Genomic DNA, 16,889 nt, shown 5'->3' with positions numbered 1-16,889 from the left:
AGCCGCCGTAAATTGAAAAAACGGCTTTAAATGATGTAATTATACAGCAACTACTTTATTTGCACATGGACCTTTCTGACCTTGTCCAACTTCAAACTCTACCTTCTGACCATCTGCAAGAGTAGCATAGTCGCCACCACTTTGGATTTCAGAGTGATGAACGAAAAGATCTTTGCTTCCGTCATCAGGAGTAATAAAACCAAAACCTTTAGCTGCATCAAACCACTTAACTGTACCAGTACTCATTTTTTCTTTCCTAATTAAATATAATTGAACAAAACTTTTTGTTCAGGGACATTTTACCAGATTTTTGCGTGTTATACATATATGAATAATGAGAATGTCCACTAAATGAAAGACAAAATCTTAAATTAGTCTAGAAAAACTAGGTAAACCCACAGTCAGCCTCATACTTACAAGTAAAATAAGATTTGGAACCCCGAGGATTTTCTTAGTGAAACCTCATTACTTGGCCTTATTTTCAAACTATTAGACAGAATAACGAGTCTGATTGACCATTCCGCTCTTTATTTTTTGGACTAAATCCGTCGCGACAGACTCAGCGGTTCGCAGATTTCCACTCTCTTTCAACTCAATGAAACGTGCCTTTGCAGGAAAATTTCTCACATCTGAGCGACGTATTTCAGCTTGCATCGATGTATCTATAACACCGGGCTCATAATTCACCGCTATAAAAGGGAAGTCTTGAAAGACTTCTTCAACGGCTGCTGCATTGATAAAATTATCAACCGCTGCCTTTGACGCACAATAGAGAGACCAACCTGCATAACCTTTTAGCGCTGCTCCCGACGAAATATTCACAATTGTCTTACGACCTTCATAAGCTCTAAAGCCAGACATAAAGGCAGAAAGTAAAATAAAAGGTGACACTTGGTTTATTGCAATGCTTCTTTCTATTTGGGACACATCAAGGCCAGCTATTAAAGAGATCGGTTTTAAGTCACCCGCATTATTAATATAGATAACCTCATCCCACTCGTCTCGAATTAACTCAGTAAACAACGACTGGCTGAGTCGCTCAATGGATTTCACATCAGAAAAGTCACATTGAATACTGTGTTTTGATGAACCAGAACGTGACAGTTCAACTACATGCCATTCCTTCTCAGATGCATACTCTTTAACAAGAGCTTCACCTAAGCCCTTAGAACCTCCAGTAATTATGACTAACTTCATTTTTGTTTTCCTCATTAAGTAATTAGGTGCTCCCTTAGTATAAGAACTCATCATATTAAAATGAAGCATGACCTTCTATGCTGTATAGATAGCGAATACAGCGTAATTTTTAGAGTCATTCAGATGACATATAAGCAGCAGTAAGTACTCCAATCACGGGTCCAGCGCTGACAAATGGTAAAATGTGATTCGCACTTTTCATTATCTGTCATCAACCGACGTCATAAATATTTTGACAAACCTGGGTCAATGGCTAAAAAAAACTAATTTTTAGCAGTATATTAGATATAATTGAATAAATAATATCCATTAATACATTAAGTTATTCAAAAACAAATGTCGGGCACAGGTGTTATTTATTAAGCATATGATTCTAAATGTATTTTTCAGATAAAAGGATTTGATGAGCGTGTTTAATTTTAGTACAGTTATGTCAAATAAAGTGCGTTTTCGCATGTAACTCTAGGCACCAAATGTTTATTTTGCTGCTCTAGACTGGCCAAAAAATAAAAAAATTATGCCATTACTCTTCACGTCAATATTACTGGTAGGGACAACCTGCCACATTATATCAGCCATTTTTTTTGCGCTGACTCAAACTATGCCTAGAGTTCAAAAAGGCATTAGTTGGTGGGGACTGTCTTCTATGGCGGGCACTGTTGGCTATTGCTCACTACTGGTTTATGGGCATCTTGGAAATCCGTCCCAAGGAGAAGCTCTATATAATATTAGCCTCATTTCGTGGTCTTCATTTTTATTTATAGGAAGTTGTCTTTGGCTTAGAAAAAAAGTCTACCAAAAGATCATTTTACTAATCAATGTAGTCGCCACTGCCCTAGTCATTTATTACAGCTTTATTCAACCTGACTTTCTGCCAGCCGCCCTTACAACTGCGGTAACCGTAGGTACATTTTTACTTTCAACGGCTTGGTTGTTTTATAAGTCAAAGACGACTAAAGATAAGGCTGATTGGTTAGTTATTTCTGTGCTGTTTATCTGCGGCATTCATGCACTAGACTACCCCATTCTGCGCCCTATTGAATCACTAGCAATGGCTGGGATCATTCTTTGTATTGTTTCAACGCTATTCATTAATCTTGCACTCGCAAGCATCGTTATTATTCAATTTAAACGTCGTATGTTTAGATCTGAAAAGACAGCGATCAGAAAAGCGATGCAAGACCCATTAACTGGCTTAAATAACAGGCTGAGTCTCTTTGAAGAGTTTGAAAAAAGAGTCAATTCAAACACTAATGAAGCGATTGCGTTGATCTATGCTGACCTAGATGATTTTAAGCAAATTAATGATATCTTCGGCCACGACGATGGTGATCAAGTGCTATGTACCATCGCATCTCGCATTCAAAACAACATTCACAATAGGGATCTCGCGGTCCGTATGGGAGGTGATGAGTTTGTTATTCTTTTGATAGGAAAAAATATTCATGATCTGTCACAGATACACCAGTTAATAGAGCGTCTAACTGAGAATATCTGCAAGCCAATTCAAATCAATCAGACCAGCCACCAGGTCGGTGTGAGCTGTGGAATTGCTATCTACCCTGATGATGGTAACAACTTGCAGAGCTTACTAAATACTGCAGACAGCTCAATGTATTTGAATAAAAAAATGAAGAAAGCCATAAAACGAGAGAATGAATCACTCAATGGGCCCATACCCTTCGAATCAAAGCGTGCATAGCTAGATAGATAAACAGTAATGCATAATGTAAATCATTTTAGGTAGGGTCGGCTTTGGCGCTAACCCTACCACGCTAGTTAGTCACACATAGTTCAGGGTCACCCACAGGAAAGAACATCCTGTTAACGCTAACATTGGCCCATCATTAGTATGTGGGCTGAATGCTTCGGCTACAGTCATAATGATCGGCAAGAATACCAATGAAACGATTAGCTGAGTACTTGTGAATAGGTCATGATAAAGCAGTAAAACTGCAATAGATATGATGTAAACCATTGCACTTCCTTCTAAGCTTCGCTGGAAGTCACCATTCCAGAATTTGCCGTCATACCATAGGGAACGAGTACGGTATTTGTGGCGTCCAAAGCGCAGACCAACAGGCTCTGCCAAACCATCACCAAACTCATTGATAAGGTTAGGAATCATTATGATGATTGAAGCTTTACCGAATATAATGATAAACGGAAGATAAACGACGAATCTTAGAATATCCTCAAGCATGTCATAACGCAGCGTGTAAGGCCTATCTTCTATACGGTCCCAAGCCACAAAAGCGTATGCCAAAATAGGCAGCTTTCGTCTAATGACATTCCACTCCGTAAAAATGGTTTTAAGCTGATCTAGAAAGAACAACATGCAGATGATATGGACCGCATCTTTGCCACCAACCACAAAGAATAATGTAATCACGTAAATCTTTAGCTTTCGCCAAGGTCGTAAGGCGAGTTTTCTAACGTAATTAATCTTAATTTTAAATCGGTGGATACACCATGAGAAAACGACTTTTCCTAATAACTCAATGAATACCGCGAAGAGAAAAGCCAAGTATATAAGCGGGTTTATGGTTGGAATAATACCCTTCGCTTCAAGTGTTAACAGCGTTGCAACACCCAAGCTGTAAACCACCAAAGCAAAATAGATAAAGGTGTTCTCGCCTCCCCAGTCGTATGTTTTATTCTTAAACCCATATGGGTCAGCAAATAAAGTTTTGAAATAAATATCTCGTGACTCGTGCGCAGACATTGTCGCCGACTTAAGACTACGCATTTTGGCTAGCATCGTGCTAATTTTTTCCATTTACCCTCCTTGATTAGTATTCATTTTAAGCATATCAACATTGATTAACATCAATACGTCTTAAACAATTAATCTCAAGGCTAAAGTTTTAATTATATTGTAAATAAGCTTTATTATTTACCACTTACTCCATACATGTTTCCTTTTATTATGCTTCAATGACATATATTGTTTAAACAACAATGCTGACTCTCAACGTCATAAATCCCCTGCTCGCTTTAATAGCACACGTCTTTTTCATAGTAGCCATACCAATATTCGCTTGTTCCCGTTAGAATCCTGCCCTAAGTACTAAGTGAGCATAGACATGACTAGAAAGATTGAATTATTAGCGCCCGGTGGCGACGTTGAAGCAATAAAAGCGGCTGTAATTGCAGGAGCCAATGCGGTTTACTGCGGCCTAGATAAATTCAACGCTAGAAACCGTGCCTCCAATCTGACTTTTGATGAGTTAACAGGCGTCATCCAGTTAGCGCACAAGTACGACTGCGAAGTCTTTCTAACAATTAATGTCGTGATACTCGAACAAGAGCTACCGACACTCTTCAAGCTACTCAATAAGCTAGTTAATACCGGTCTTGATGGCATCATCGTTCAAGATCTTGGTTTGTTTAATCTCGTCAAAAAGCATTTCCCGACCTTAGATATACATGCCTCGACTCAACTGACAACTCATAACGAAGGCCAAATTAAGTTCTTGGCGCAAGTCGGAGCATCACGCTTAAACTTATCGCGTGAATTAAATATCCACGAGGTCAAATCCTTAACCGCCCTAGCCCACGAACATGACGTACTAACGGAAGTGTTTGTACACGGTGCATTGTGTATCGCATTTTCTGGCCAGTGTTACTCTAGCTCAGTCAGTGTTGGTAATTCGGGTAACCGTGGTAGTTGCAGCCAAGCATGCCGTGATGAATACGAGCCTACTGCTACGGGTAATAAATTCCCGCTTAACTTGAAAGACAACTCCGCTTATTTTGACTTGCCTGCGCTAGTCGACGCGCAAGTTGACTCACTGAAGATTGAAGGTCGAATCAAGAACGCTCACTACGTGTATACCGTGACAGACACGTGGCGTAAGTCGATCGACACGTTTGTTGAGTCTGGCAAATTAGCTGCAGATGATTCAAATTTACATCGTGTGTTTAATCGTGACTTTACGAACTCCTTCTTAACGGGAGATCTCACAAAGGATATGTTCATAGACAATCCTCGTGATCACAGCCTGACTCATGCCGTCGAAGAAAGTGGTGCTAAGACAGTCATTCACATTCAAGAAGTGAAAGCGGGCTTATACAGTAAGAAGAATGAGTTAGGTGATGAGCTGGCAGACAAAATTAAGTACCTGAGCATTGCGAAGCAACCGTTACGAATGAAGTTTTCTGGCCAGTTGAACGAGCCTTTGACGCTAACCATGACGGTTGGTGATGACAAGGTGCTATCGCTACAGACTGAGTCAACATTCCGTGCGACTGAAGACTTATCTATCCGTCAAAGTACACTTGAAAAGTGCTTCAAAAACTTCGCTAGTAATGATTACACCACTGAAGACGTTGACTACAGTGACTTAGGTGCGGACTTGAGTATTCCGTTTAAAGAGCTAACAACGTTAAAAAATGAAGCGGCTTACTTGCTCAATAATGAAGTAAAACCAATCCCATACGTCGAAGTGCCTAAGCTAGAAAAGCACAACAAGCTAGCGCCGGCTAGCGGCAAGAAACACAGCATGTCGATACTGATTGCTGCTGAAAAAGACGTTGAGTTGTGTGAACTGACTGACGCTGACGTGTATTTCAAACTACCTGAAAGCTGGAAGAAAGACTGCGACAAGCACATTGAGATATTCGAGCGTAATCCACAACTGATTCCTTGGTTCCCTGCTGTTTTGATTGGTAAAGATTACGATGAGTCTATCCGCCTACTAGAGCGTATACGCCCTACTCGCATAGTCAGCAATAATACAGGTGTTGCGTATGTGGCGAATCAAATGGGTATCGAGTGGATTGCTGGGCCTTTCCTAAACACCACAAACTCTTATGCGCTGTTAACGCTAAAAGAAGACTTGAACTGTGCAGGTGCGTTTATTTCTAATGAGATAAACCGTAACCAAATCAAAAATATTGCACGTCCTGAAAATTTCAAAATGCTTTACAGCATTTATCACCCGATTTTGATGATGACAAGTCGTCAGTGTTTCTTCCAGCAAACGGTTGGTTGTAACAAGCCAAGTATCGAAGACGGTTGCATGTTGAAGTGCCAAAAGGCCACAACGATTACTAATGTAAAAGGCGTGTCATTTGCGGTTGATAAGCAGAAAGGCGGCTACCCAAGTATTTACAATCATGAGCAGTTCTTAAACTCAGAGATCGTTGATGACTTGGGACATACCTTTGATGAGTTCTTTATTGACCTGACAAATATCGGAGCGGGTTCTAAACAAGAACATGATAAAGCTCAGTTGATTGAATACTTTGAGAACCTGCTTAGCAGTGATCGTGGTAATGAGCATACTCATGCGGCACAACAGCTTAGTGAGCTTGTAACGTTGTCTACGAACGCACAGTACAGTCAGGGTTTATAAAGGGACACTTTATGTCACTCACAACCTCTGAAGTATCGGGAAAGTCGCCCTCCACTTTGCCACTACTCTACTCACTTCAAAACTGCCCGTATGCAATGCGGGCTCGTTTAGCGATATTGCTCGCAAAGCAGACTGTACAGATTCGCGCAGTGACAATGAAGGAGAAACCTACGGAGATGTTGCTGTTATCGCCCAAGGCTACAGTACCTGTTTTGGTTATTGAAAATACCGAAGCCACGGCGGATGATGATGTTCAGCAACTTACAATCGTCGATGAAAGTTTAGATATTATGTTATGGGCGCTAAACCAAAATGACCCTGACAACTTACTCTACTCAGATGATCCTAAAGCGCTGCCAGAGATGCTTAAGATCATTCAAGAAAATGATGATGAATTTAAACCCAGCTTAGAAAAGTACAAGCGTGCAAAGCGTTTTCATGGGGATGATTTGGAAGAATGCCGTGTTGAGTGTGAACCGTTTGTTCAGGCTTTAGAGCAACGCTTGGCGAAGCATGAGTTCTTTATGGGTGCTACACCTAGCTTACTGGATTATGCGCTATTACCTTTCATTCGACAGTTTTCTAGGGTGAATAAGCCGGTGTTTACGAGCGGGAATTACACGCATCTGCAGCACTGGTTGGCGAATCACTTGCAGGGTCGGTTATTTCAACGGTCTATGGTCCCGTATCCGTTGTGGTTGGATGAGCGTGAAGTTTGCTTGTTTGGGGAGTAACAAACTTCATTAGCTATTGATAAAAAATAGAATACTCATAATCAAACCCATGATAACAATACACATCCGAAATACCGTTGCAGGAATCCGTCTTGCCACTCGCGCACCAAGATAGCCACCTATCGTTGCAGCCACCATCATGATTAATGCTTGTGACCAAGCAATCACATCGCCCCAAGCGTAAATAAGCACAGCGATTGCTGTCAGTAACGCAGAGACTACATTTTTAACCCCATTCATGGCATTCAAATTGGTTTGCCCTAACAAGCCAAGCAATGCCAACAGTAAAATACCTAAGCCTCCGTTAAAGTACCCACCATAGATAGCAACGCTGAACATACCCAAACCTGCTTTAACGAAGGACGTTGTCACTTCGGAGTCTTGCTTAAACTTGTTTAGAATCATTGGACCGAAGGCAAATAGCCCCGTCGCGAGCAATAGCAACCAAGGGATAATTTGACGGAATACTTGGTCATTGGTGAAGATCAACAACACTGCACCAATAGCTCCGCCAACAATACTTATGATTGCAAGGCTGACTAATGACAAGCCCGGAGGTGCTTTAAGGTCTTCGCGAAAGCCAAATGCGCCAGAAATATAACCAGGCAATAAAGCCACCGTACCTGTAGCGTTTGCAACAACAGGTGGTATGCCGGTGAAAACCAGCGCTGGAAGCGTTAGAAAACTTCCGCCACCGGCTACTGCATTCAGTGCGCCCGCAATGAAAGCTGCTGTCAGTAAAAGAATCACATCAGAAAAATCGGTTAACATATCGTCAGTTTCCTGACCTTTACAGTCGTCTGTAGCATTGGATAATTCGCTCCTTTTAACTAAGCATAGCAATTAACCAACCTATTCCATACGACGATTAGTGAATGATCGTATCTTTTATCAAAGACTGTACTAGACTCAATTATTAATCACTAATAATGAAGTCACTATGAAGCCGCTCTATAAAATTACTGCCATGTTATCCCTGCTGGTGCTATCAACGAATAGCTTTGCCACGACTCCGACCGATCAATATATCGACCCCGCAAAAATAGTCGGTTTTATTGCTGGAGACTGGAACAACGATGGTGGAAAGGATCACGCGATTTTGGTTAGTCCAAACAACAACTTTGATGAAGATGTCGGGTTATACCTCTTTTTAGAGGATAATAGAAATACACCACAGTTGGCACTATTCAAACCGAACCTTGCTTGGTCAGGCTCAATGTGGGGCAACATCCCTTCTTTGGCACTAACTGCTGGGGGCTCTTTGCAAGTACTCAGTCAAAACCAAGCAATTGGCCGCAACCGATGGTCACAGATACTGACTATTGCCTACAGGAACAAAGCTTTTGTGGTTGCAGGCTATACCTATGAGTCACGCGACACGCTTGATCTTAGTTATAAGCTAGATTGCGATGTGAATTTACTGACTGGTAAAGGGGTTAAGAACAAAAAACCATTCAAGAACAAAGCACAAGCGATAAAGCTAGTTGACTGGACTGAAAAGTCTATCCCCAAACAGTGTCAGGAAGAGTAAAAATTTGGACTAACGTCTAAAGAAGTGACCAGCTTTAGTTTGACTACAACAAGTTGACGTTTTAGATCAGCACTGCTAAAACTTGTTATTGTCAGGTAAGTTGAGATTGTTAATTTTTGATTTCCCCAAAACCTTAAGCAGGCAGTTTCGGAAAAAACGCAGTACAGGGTACAACACCTTAGAAAGCCGCTTTGACTTAAACATCCAATAGTTAAGACGGTTAAGTACGCCAGAACGACTGCTTAGCAGCGATAAAGCATGAATAGCATCTGAGCCATAATAAAGCTGTCCACCCATTTTCAGTACTATGCCTTGGTCAATATCCAAACCATTGCTGGTAATCTCGTTTAAGATATCACTATTCTCTCTGGCATCAATAATCTTTAACTCACCTACACTTTCCCTAATACGTATGATTTGGCAGTAAAAATCACACGCAGGACAATCTTTGTCGTAAACGAGAAGAATCTCTTCCTTATTCATATTCTTGATATTCAGGCAGGTTGTTATTAATCTGGTACCAAGACGCTTTGTCAGACACCCAAATATGGCTCTTCTCAACAAGACCATCCGCGTTGTCTAACGAACCAAGGCGTAAAATAATATGACTCGTAGCCTCTCTTTTAGCATAAATCTGAGTGCCGCAGTTTGAGCAAAAGTATCGGTGCTTACCCTTCGAAGATTCAAAGCTTTTAAGATTCTCTTCGCCTTTTAGGGTAAAAGCATCATCTGGGACGGACGCAACGCTAGAGAAGGCAGCGCCATGCGCCTTACGACAGGTTTGGCAGTGACAGTGAATAACGTCACCGACTTTCCCTGATATTTCGTATGAAACTTGGCTGCATAGGCAGCTACCTGTGATCATTTGATGTACTCCAGTTTAAACTTAGTTACGGTGTAAATTAATTTTTTCGCGAAGATCTACAACAACAGACCTTGCTGCACTAGCGAAGTTATCACCTTCACTTGCATAGATAACACCTCTGGATGAGCTAATAATCAAGCCCGTACCGTTTGCAGTTTGTCCTGCTTTCACTAAAGCCTCAATGTCGCCACCTTGCGCACCAACACCCGGTACAAGAAATGGCATGTCGCCAACAATTTCACGTACTTCCGACATTTGTGACGGCCAAGTCGCGCCAACAACAAGCATGCAGTTCTTGTTGAAATTCCATTGCTCAGTGATCATTGAAGCCACTTTTTGGTACAGCGGCATGCCACCTACATCTAAGTCTTGCAGGTCATTAGCGCCTCTGTTAGAAGTGCGGCATAGCAATACTGTTCCCTTGTCTTTGTAGTTTAGAAATGGCTCAGCTGAGTCAAAACCAAGGTAAGGATTTATGGTTACCGCATCTGCTTTATAACGCTCGAATGCTTCTACAGCATACTTTTTAGCGGTACTGCCAATATCCCCACGTTTTGAGTCGAGGATGACTGGAATATCTGGGTATTCAGTTTGGATATATTGAATGGTTTTTTCTAACTGATCTTCTGCTGACTCCGCAGAGAAGTAAGCAATTTGTGGTTTGTAGGCACAAACTAAGTCATGAGTCGCATCGATAATTGCTTTATTAAACTGAAAAATAGCATCAGGCACGTCACGCAAACTTGATGGGAAGCGTTCTGTGTCAGGGTCTAAACCAACACATACTAATGAATTATTCTTTTCCCAAGCACAACTTAGTTTTTCTATGAAAGTCACTGATTATTCCTTCTTTGATTGTTTATATACATCGTTTTTATCCCGTCATAGTCTTCAAAAAGGCTTTCATGAGCGGATTTAGAGAATGTATCATTTGTTACCTCAACAAAGTGAGTACATATACCTAACAGCAATAAAACCTAAAACACCCACTTCTGTCGACTTATAAGTACTTACTGTAGTTGGTAATTTTAGTCTTTAGCCTTTCTGCAAGGAATGGGCTGGCCTCGCCGAGTTCATTCAATATCAAAGTTGCTTCCGTTTGATATTTAGCGATTTTAGCTTTGTTCCAATGCTTTGGCGGTGGTTGTAAGTTGGTGATTCGGTCACATAACTTAACCATCCAGACTTCTTTAGGCTGTTGCTTGATTCTATTAAGACTGTCCTTCATTTGCTCTGGTTTTGAGGGTAACTCTGTATTTTTAGTCAGTGCTAAAACGCCATCTGCAATGACTGCACCAAACACCTTTTTGATATCTTCGTAGGTGGTTGAAGTGTCTTCAATGGAATCATGCAGTAACGCACATAGCACCAGCGTATCTGGGTGATTGATCTCTTCATGAGACACCGTTGCGGTTGCCTCCATTGCCACTAGCCCAATATGATTTATATAAGGAATATCGCTTCCGGGTAAGGTTTGGCCGTTGTGAATGCTAGAGGCAAAGTTCCATGCTTCTAGATACTTATCTTGATTCCAAATTTTCATGACAGACCTCTTTAATGTAACTGATAACCGCATCTTCATTGTGATGACCGATTACGCCACTGGCAGCGTTTTGGACGGGTTCCTTGGCATTACAAACTGCCAAGGAACGGGTGGATTTCTTAAACATTGGTAGGTCATTATTGTTATCACCAAATGAGACGATATTCTCTAAACCTAAATGATCACGTAGCTTTTCGACGGCAAAACCCTTGTTCGCATCCATATGGGATATTTCGAGTAAATAGTGTCCTTCACAATAAACATCCTCAGATAGCACATGTGAGATAGTTGGTTCAGCGCTTAACTGTTGCTCATATTCCCTTAGTTGCTCGTAAGGGCCTGTCATCACTAACGAGATAACCTTGGAAGTTTCAATCTCAGAGAAATCTATGGTGACTCGGAATCGATCATCACCATTTTTGAGTCTTGAGTTTATCCACTTCACCATACTTTCGTAAGTGACTGTTTGAAAGTACACCCTTAGCTTGTCATCCTCGTCAAGGCTGTGAACGATAGGATTCAAACCATCACCAATTAGCTGCTTTAGTAATTTTGAATAAACGCCTGACTCCATATAGGAGCTGTGAATATACGCTTCTTTTTTAGGGCAATAGATCTGTGCGCCGTTGTATAAGATAACGGGGAGTTGCAACTCGAGACCTTTCAACACAAAGCCACTGGATGCAAGTGATCGAGCAGTTGCATAGGTGAAATTAAGTCCCTTTTTTGCAGCATTCACTAAATAGGATGTCGTTTCCTCAGACAAGGTCTGATCATCTTTTAACAGGGTGCGGTCTAAGTCAGATACGTACAGCGTGTCGTTAAGTTTCATAAGTTTATCTAGTTGCTGATTCCAGCAGTGCCTTTAAGTAATTTTCTATTGCTTACGTACTCTAAAAAAATAGTTAGACCCAAAAACAAAAAGCCTAGAAAGAAACTAATACCACCGAAATCAAGGTATCTAAAGTTACCGTGGATTTCATACTGCTGAGTGAAGTCAGCACCTTTTAGAGTGGGTATAAGTATATCGACTATCCACAGACCAAAACACACACTTGATATTGCGAAGGCAAAAAGCCAAGTGTATTTGCAGATAAAGTTGAATGTAATTACCGACATTAACCTGACAGGTATCTGACAAGTCACCCTTATAAGTTATCGATGTATAAAATATACTGTATTTCAAGACAAAAAAAACAGCCTGACCGCAGTATTCGTAAAAGAAAATCAAAGAGAACCCTATGGTTAAATATTTCACGACACTATTACTTTCAGTCTTCATGTCATCAGCGTTTGCAGCAGACACTGTTGTCTACGGCTTTGACGATACGGGTAAAAACATTAAGTTCGGTCAAAAAACGAATGTATTTCACTTCATCGAGCAATATAAAAAATCTAACAAAAATGGCAAAGCTTTCTATGCAGCGGGTGTTGGTTCGAGCTACGAAGGTGGAAACTTTAATCCGCTAAATTACGCTGGAAAAATGACCGGTGTAGGCGGTAGAAAAATTGTTAATGACATGTATGACGAACTCGTCAAAAACTATAAGAACGACCATAAAGGCATCGTGCTCATTGGATATAGCCGAGGAGCTGCATTAGCACGAGAATTCGCGCATATTATTGATGAGCGTGGCGACCCATTAGAGTATCAAGAAGGTCAAGAACCACAAGGCAAAGCACCCACCATTATCTTTATGGGGTTGTTTGATACCGTCTACTCTTTTGGCTTAGCGGCTGGCAAAATCGATCTTGGGTATCATAAAACTGTCCCTTCAAATGTACTTGCCGTAGCTCACGCCACTGCACAGTTAGAAAAGCGGAATATCTTTGATTTATGGTCGATTCATACCAATGAGGAACACCTCAACAAAACAACTTGCTGTACCCAGTATCAATGGCTTCAAAAGAGAGCCTGAGCAAGAAGCAGAAGGGAATGGGGTTGGTGATAGGCAAATCTATTTTCCAGAGTCTGAAGAAGCTGTCACCGTCTCAGCCGTGAAATAACTAACCTTGCTATGCTGATGAACTGTCAAAGGAGAACCTAAACAAATACTCATCAGGGTATTGAACAATAAACTATTTTTGGATAGTCGCTTGGTGCTGCAAGTGATTCTAGGCTTTCACGGATTATTTCGAGATCGAAGAGAGTTATGTTTCAGTTTTAATAACTTCAAGTTCATTTTTTGCTCCCTCCGAGCCAGCTAAGGCAGCTTCCTCTAGCAAAGCTAACCCCCGCACTCTATCGATTGGGTTATCATCGGTACCGTAATATAAACTAAAGCCAAACGTAAATTTTGTATGGGTATGCCCTTGAGAAATAGCACGCTCAAAATACTTTGCTGCTTCATTATAGCTTTGGGTCACGTCATCGCCGTAAAGATAACTTACTCCCATCCTATATGAAGCATCAGGAATTCCATGCTCTGACGCATATATTTTTAACTTGATACTTCTTTTGGCAAACACCTCGTCAGGCTCCCTAAATTCCTTCAAGCTGAAAGTAGAATACAAATTAATCGCAAATGGATCCTCAACATCAATAAAAGGTTTGATTAACTTATAAAGCTTCTTGGCTTCACCTGTTTCTGATAACTCGATAGCCAATTTCTTTAGATCATTATCCATTCTATATTCCTAGAACATGTAGTCCATTGAAAAGGTTTAAGGGCTTTTACTTTGAAAGAACGGTTGAGAAGATGTGTTGCTCTAGATGTTTGTTGTTTTCCATCGAAAAAAACCTATCGCTTTAGCTTACTTGCTTATCCAACGCCTCAAGAATAGCAAACCGTTGGTTCCAGTAACCTTCTTCCAAGTGTAAATGACCAACTTTATCTTCGTTAGCAACGCGTATTGACATCACCCAGATTGTCGCTGCTATCTCGAAATACGGAATAGCATTTTTCTCAACCGTTGAAAGCTTACGCACTGTTTCATAGCCTTTAAGAAATGCTTTCGTGAGTTGTTTTTTGTTAGGGCTTCGAAACAACGATGATGAGAATTTGCCAACCTCAAAGGCACGATAACCGTAGCCACACTGATCGAAGTCAAACACGGTGATTTGCTTTGACGTGTTTATGTGGAAGTTACTTTGATTTACATCACCAATGCATATTCCAAAATCGGCATCACTTTGAGTGATTGGTAATAATTGCTTGTGCAGTTTTTTCTGTATTTCAGTTAAAAATTCTTGTTTCTCAGCGTTAATAAATGGCGCTATGAGTTCTACAGACTCATCAAGCAGATAAGTGAGATTCAGTTCATTCCTTTTGTGGGTAGTCTTAAAGTCGCCTGTGGCACTGTGAATATTGGCTATGGTCGTTCCTAATAGCTCACTTTCTTGAGTAGATATTTCCTGAGTGAGCCCTTTACCGTCAGCATAGTTAAACAACGCTGAAAACCGCACACCTTCGGGGCTTTGAATCTCAAATGCTAGTTCATGGGCCTTTGTGTGTAACGGGGAAGCCACTGCTTGAGCTTGTTGCTTAAGGTAATTTAACAGCTCAAGCTCAAAGAATACTTCATCCGCGTTGCGCCACTGGTTTCGATAAAGACGCAGGATAAATTGCGACTCTTCCGTTTTAACCAGATAGTTATCATGCAAGCCAAATACATAAAACACACAGCTTTTAATGGGCGATAGGTCGTAATGATGCTCAAGGTGCGCTTGTACTGATTCAGGAGAAAGGCGTGAATATATGTATTGATTTAGTACCACAATTTTTACCTATTTAAAGTCTAAGGTTTTGTTAAGTAGTTAAACTGTAGCCATACACCCTAAACAACTAACCTTCATGATTAAGCGTTATTAGCTTCACCTTTGTTTATTTAAATAATTGATCTAATAGTACAAGGGCAAGGCCGAATCCTCCACCGGTATTATAAGTGTGTTTTGGGTGGCTTCGTTGGTTGGCAAGGCTCTGTCTTTCTTGTGCCAACTTGGCTTTTTGTTTTGATGGCTTAGCTTGCTGTTCGGAAAGCATGATTTTTGTTGATTTCACCATCCCTCCAGCTTGTACCCAAGTTAAAATTCGAGAGAGTTCTTCTGAGTCAAACCACTTTCCATGTTGCTTACAAGAATCAATAATCACCCCACTGTGACGAGCAAAGTTTTCACGCGCCATAAACTGGTCACAGTCGGGGCATTTACGGTATGAAAATGAGGTATTTTCTGTACTAGTTTCAAGTTTGTTAGGTTGGACTTGCTCCAGTTTTAAGGCGTTCTCACCTGCTGAAACAGCATCTTTCATGACCTTTTCAAAGTAGTCGTTCGTTAGCCAAATACCAACGCAATGGTTGCACTCCAGTATCGCTGGGTGGTCAGGTCGAAACTTGCGTGTGTGTAGGAAGTGCTCTTGATTACAACCTGGGCAGGCTTTGTCGGTTATATTTCCGATACTGTCCTCAGTTGCAATGTCTGTGCCGCAACTGTGGCAAAACTTAGCCTTGTCGCTAACTCTAGTGAAGCACTTATGGCAGGCGGTGTTGAGGTCGTAATCGTGCATCGTAAAAGAGCTACTACAAAAAGAGCATTCGCTCGCTTTGTTACTACGTGCGCCACCGCATGATGAGCATCGTATTACGCTGGCGTTTCTTACTACCTCAGGCTGAGGAACTTCTACTATTTCGCTACATTGACAACGAAACCGACTGCCAGAGGCGTGTCCGGATGCATCATAACGGCGATTACAGTGTTGGCATTGAGCGATTATTTTCACGAAGCTTTCCCATCCTTAGACTACATAATACAAAGTAATTTATTGTGTGAACGGTATTATGCTTTAGCCTCTTTGAGTACTTGCTTAATGAAACGCATGAAGTTGTAGAAACAACTTCGTGCGATTAGTAATTACCTTATCTAAACCAATAAGTAAGCCCAGCACTCACCTGCACATCGTGACCTTTATCAACAATCGGACTATCCGTAATCTCATCAGGCGCATCCATGTAAATCGCACTAGTGTTAAAGGTTAGGTTCTTAGTAATATTCCCCTGTCCAGCCACTCCAACATAAGGCGTTATTGCGGCTTTACCCTCATAAGCTGCACGGTCTGCCGTTGTTTCTGTGTCTTTAACACCATAGTAATAGTCCACAGTTTTATCACTTTGCCACTTCACTCCGCCGATAACACCAAACTCTACATTGCGAGCTTTGCCGGCACGCTCACTGTAAAAGTCTGGACCAAAACGTAGGTCGGCTTCCGCTCCGTCATGTTGGTTACTAATGTCTTTGGTTGCGTCTAAGCTCAGCAAACCAATCGCTGTTTTGTAACCTACACGCAGCCCTAGTCCAAGTGACGACTCTCGCTCATCCATGCCTGTAATCGTCGTTTCATCGGCGAAGCCATGTCCGCGCTCAGGCACTTTAGCGATGACTTCAACTTGGAACTTGTCACGATCAAAAAAGCGGTACGACGCTGAATCCTTATCCATGTTGAATTTTTCGCCACGGTACTGAAAAAATATCTGGCCGCGATAATTCTCATTATTCTCTATATAGGTTTGTACATGGTTATCAATATCTAGCGCAATACCAAAGCTACGGCTTCTTTCTTCTGTTTCAGCAGCGGTTGCGATCATTGGCACCAGTAGGCCAATTGTGGAAAGGATGAGTACTTTTCGAGTGAATGCTTTCATTAGTTTTACCCTGTGTTATGTG

General features: G+C 41.3%; 18 protein-coding genes. 5 read left to right on the top strand and 13 right to left on the bottom strand.

Annotated elements, in window-relative coordinates; translation table 11 throughout:
• Positions 1-39: 39 nt before the first annotated feature.
• Positions 40-246, bottom strand: coding sequence for a cold-shock protein (locus DKT75_RS18205; RefSeq protein ID WP_109825458.1), 207 nt, complete (start codon positions 244-246; stop codon positions 40-42).
• 243 nt (positions 247-489) lie between these two features.
• The gene (locus tag DKT75_RS18200) at positions 490-1,197 is read right to left on the bottom strand and encodes an SDR family NAD(P)-dependent oxidoreductase (protein ID WP_158278915.1); all 708 of its coding nucleotides are present in this window, start codon (positions 1,195-1,197) and stop codon (positions 490-492) included.
• Between the two features lie 601 nt (positions 1,198-1,798).
• Between DKT75_RS18200 and DKT75_RS18195 the strand changes: the two genes are divergently transcribed.
• Positions 1,799-2,899, top strand: coding sequence for a GGDEF domain-containing protein (locus tag DKT75_RS18195; RefSeq protein WP_158278914.1), 1,101 nt, complete (start codon positions 1,799-1,801; stop codon positions 2,897-2,899).
• A gap of 81 nt (positions 2,900-2,980) precedes the next feature.
• Here the strand turns inward: DKT75_RS18195 and DKT75_RS18190 are convergent, their stop codons facing one another.
• Complete coding sequence (locus DKT75_RS18190; RefSeq protein WP_109825452.1) at positions 2,981-3,976, bottom strand: hypothetical protein; 996 nt, start codon at positions 3,974-3,976, stop codon at positions 2,981-2,983.
• A gap of 307 nt (positions 3,977-4,283) precedes the next feature.
• Between DKT75_RS18190 and DKT75_RS18185 the strand changes: the two genes are divergently transcribed.
• A complete protein-coding gene (locus DKT75_RS18185; protein WP_109825450.1) occupies positions 4,284-6,557 on the top strand; it encodes a peptidase U32 family protein in 2,274 nt (757 codons plus the stop codon).
• An 11-nt stretch (positions 6,558-6,568) separates the two neighbouring features.
• Positions 6,569-7,291 (top strand): glutathione S-transferase, encoded by a 723-nt coding sequence (locus DKT75_RS18180; RefSeq protein WP_109825447.1) that lies wholly within the window; start codon positions 6,569-6,571, stop codon positions 7,289-7,291.
• Positions 7,292-7,300: 9 nt separating this feature from the next.
• Here the strand turns inward: DKT75_RS18180 and DKT75_RS18175 are convergent, their stop codons facing one another.
• Complete coding sequence (locus tag DKT75_RS18175) at positions 7,301-8,062, bottom strand: sulfite exporter TauE/SafE family protein (RefSeq protein WP_109825445.1); 762 nt, start codon at positions 8,060-8,062, stop codon at positions 7,301-7,303.
• A 169-nt stretch (positions 8,063-8,231) separates the two neighbouring features.
• Here DKT75_RS18175 and DKT75_RS18170 point away from each other — a divergent pair, with 169 nt between their 5' ends.
• Positions 8,232-8,822 (top strand): hypothetical protein, encoded by a 591-nt coding sequence (locus tag DKT75_RS18170; protein ID WP_109825443.1) that lies wholly within the window; start codon positions 8,232-8,234, stop codon positions 8,820-8,822.
• Between the two features lie 75 nt (positions 8,823-8,897).
• Here the strand turns inward: DKT75_RS18170 and DKT75_RS18165 are convergent, their stop codons facing one another.
• From DKT75_RS18165 to DKT75_RS18145, 5 genes are all read right to left on the bottom strand, one after another.
• Complete coding sequence (locus tag DKT75_RS18165) at positions 8,898-9,305, bottom strand: DCC1-like thiol-disulfide oxidoreductase family protein (RefSeq protein WP_109825441.1); 408 nt, start codon at positions 9,303-9,305, stop codon at positions 8,898-8,900.
• Entirely contained in the window at positions 9,298-9,687 is a 390-nt protein-coding gene (locus DKT75_RS18160; protein ID WP_109825439.1) for a GFA family protein, read from the bottom strand. The genes DKT75_RS18165 and DKT75_RS18160 overlap by 8 nt, the downstream gene beginning before the upstream one ends.
• A gap of 21 nt (positions 9,688-9,708) precedes the next feature.
• On the bottom strand, positions 9,709-10,524 hold the full coding sequence (gene pyrF / locus DKT75_RS18155) for an orotidine-5'-phosphate decarboxylase (protein ID WP_109825437.1): 816 nt from the start codon (positions 10,522-10,524) through the stop codon (positions 9,709-9,711).
• 163 nt (positions 10,525-10,687) lie between these two features.
• Entirely contained in the window at positions 10,688-11,230 is a 543-nt protein-coding gene (locus DKT75_RS18150) for an HD domain-containing protein (protein ID WP_109825435.1), read from the bottom strand.
• Positions 11,208-12,062 carry an HAD-IIB family hydrolase gene (locus DKT75_RS18145; protein WP_109825433.1) on the bottom strand — a complete coding sequence of 285 codons (855 nt, stop codon included), beginning with the start codon at positions 12,060-12,062 and terminating at the stop codon, positions 11,208-11,210. Before DKT75_RS18145 ends, DKT75_RS18150 begins: the two co-directional genes overlap by 23 nt.
• A 409-nt stretch (positions 12,063-12,471) precedes the next feature.
• Between DKT75_RS18145 and DKT75_RS18135 the strand changes: the two genes are divergently transcribed.
• A complete protein-coding gene (locus DKT75_RS18135; protein ID WP_109825431.1) occupies positions 12,472-13,149 on the top strand; it encodes a phospholipase effector Tle1 domain-containing protein in 678 nt (225 codons plus the stop codon).
• Between the two features lie 232 nt (positions 13,150-13,381).
• Here the strand turns inward: DKT75_RS18135 and DKT75_RS18130 are convergent, their stop codons facing one another.
• The 4 genes from DKT75_RS18130 to DKT75_RS18115 all read right to left on the bottom strand — a co-directional run bounded on the left by DKT75_RS18130 (position 13,382) and on the right by DKT75_RS18115 (position 16,867).
• Positions 13,382-13,858: an SEL1-like repeat protein gene (locus DKT75_RS18130; RefSeq protein WP_109825428.1), complete on the bottom strand. Its 477-nt coding sequence runs from the start codon at positions 13,856-13,858 to the stop codon at positions 13,382-13,384.
• Between the two features lie 121 nt (positions 13,859-13,979).
• Positions 13,980-14,948 (bottom strand): phosphotransferase, encoded by a 969-nt coding sequence (locus DKT75_RS18125; RefSeq protein WP_158278913.1) that lies wholly within the window; start codon positions 14,946-14,948, stop codon positions 13,980-13,982.
• Between the two features lie 106 nt (positions 14,949-15,054).
• Positions 15,055-15,948, bottom strand: coding sequence for a zf-TFIIB domain-containing protein (locus DKT75_RS18120; protein ID WP_146201405.1), 894 nt, complete (start codon positions 15,946-15,948; stop codon positions 15,055-15,057).
• 136 nt (positions 15,949-16,084) lie between these two features.
• Entirely contained in the window at positions 16,085-16,867 is a 783-nt protein-coding gene (locus DKT75_RS18115; RefSeq protein ID WP_109825421.1) for a MipA/OmpV family protein, read from the bottom strand.
• Positions 16,868-16,889 lie beyond the last annotated feature (22 nt).

This window comes from Leucothrix arctica, from assembly GCF_003172895.1.
GTDB lineage: Bacteria > Pseudomonadota > Gammaproteobacteria > Thiotrichales > Thiotrichaceae > Leucothrix > Leucothrix arctica.
Note: the sequence above shows the minus strand (reverse complement) of the source record. Positions and strands in the feature narration are given on the sequence as shown.

Excerpts from the sequence above, each read along its gene's own strand:
- DKT75_RS18205 (WP_109825458.1), bottom strand. The coding sequence starts at position 246 with ATGAGTACTGGTACAGTTAAGTGGTTTGATGCAGCTAAAGGTTTTGGT.
- DKT75_RS18200 (WP_158278915.1), bottom strand. The coding sequence starts at position 1,197 with ATGAAGTTAGTCATAATTACTGGAGGTTCTAAGGGCTTAGGTGAAGCT.
- DKT75_RS18195 (WP_158278914.1), top strand. The coding sequence starts at position 1,799 with ATGCCTAGAGTTCAAAAAGGCATTAGTTGGTGGGGACTGTCTTCTATG.
- DKT75_RS18190 (WP_109825452.1), bottom strand. The coding sequence starts at position 3,976 with ATGGAAAAAATTAGCACGATGCTAGCCAAAATGCGTAGTCTTAAGTCG.
- DKT75_RS18185 (WP_109825450.1), top strand. The coding sequence starts at position 4,284 with ATGACTAGAAAGATTGAATTATTAGCGCCCGGTGGCGACGTTGAAGCA.
- DKT75_RS18180 (WP_109825447.1), top strand. The coding sequence starts at position 6,569 with ATGTCACTCACAACCTCTGAAGTATCGGGAAAGTCGCCCTCCACTTTG.
- DKT75_RS18175 (WP_109825445.1), bottom strand. The coding sequence starts at position 8,062 with ATGTTAACCGATTTTTCTGATGTGATTCTTTTACTGACAGCAGCTTTC.
- DKT75_RS18170 (WP_109825443.1), top strand. The coding sequence starts at position 8,232 with ATGAAGCCGCTCTATAAAATTACTGCCATGTTATCCCTGCTGGTGCTA.
- DKT75_RS18165 (WP_109825441.1), bottom strand. The coding sequence starts at position 9,305 with ATGAATAAGGAAGAGATTCTTCTCGTTTACGACAAAGATTGTCCTGCG.
- DKT75_RS18160 (WP_109825439.1), bottom strand. The coding sequence starts at position 9,687 with ATGATCACAGGTAGCTGCCTATGCAGCCAAGTTTCATACGAAATATCA.
- DKT75_RS18150 (WP_109825435.1), bottom strand. The coding sequence starts at position 11,230 with ATGAAAATTTGGAATCAAGATAAGTATCTAGAAGCATGGAACTTTGCC.
- DKT75_RS18145 (WP_109825433.1), bottom strand. The coding sequence starts at position 12,062 with ATGAAACTTAACGACACGCTGTACGTATCTGACTTAGACCGCACCCTG.
- DKT75_RS18135 (WP_109825431.1), top strand. The coding sequence starts at position 12,472 with ATGGTTAAATATTTCACGACACTATTACTTTCAGTCTTCATGTCATCA.
- DKT75_RS18130 (WP_109825428.1), bottom strand. The coding sequence starts at position 13,858 with ATGGATAATGATCTAAAGAAATTGGCTATCGAGTTATCAGAAACAGGT.
- DKT75_RS18115 (WP_109825421.1), bottom strand. The coding sequence starts at position 16,867 with ATGAAAGCATTCACTCGAAAAGTACTCATCCTTTCCACAATTGGCCTA.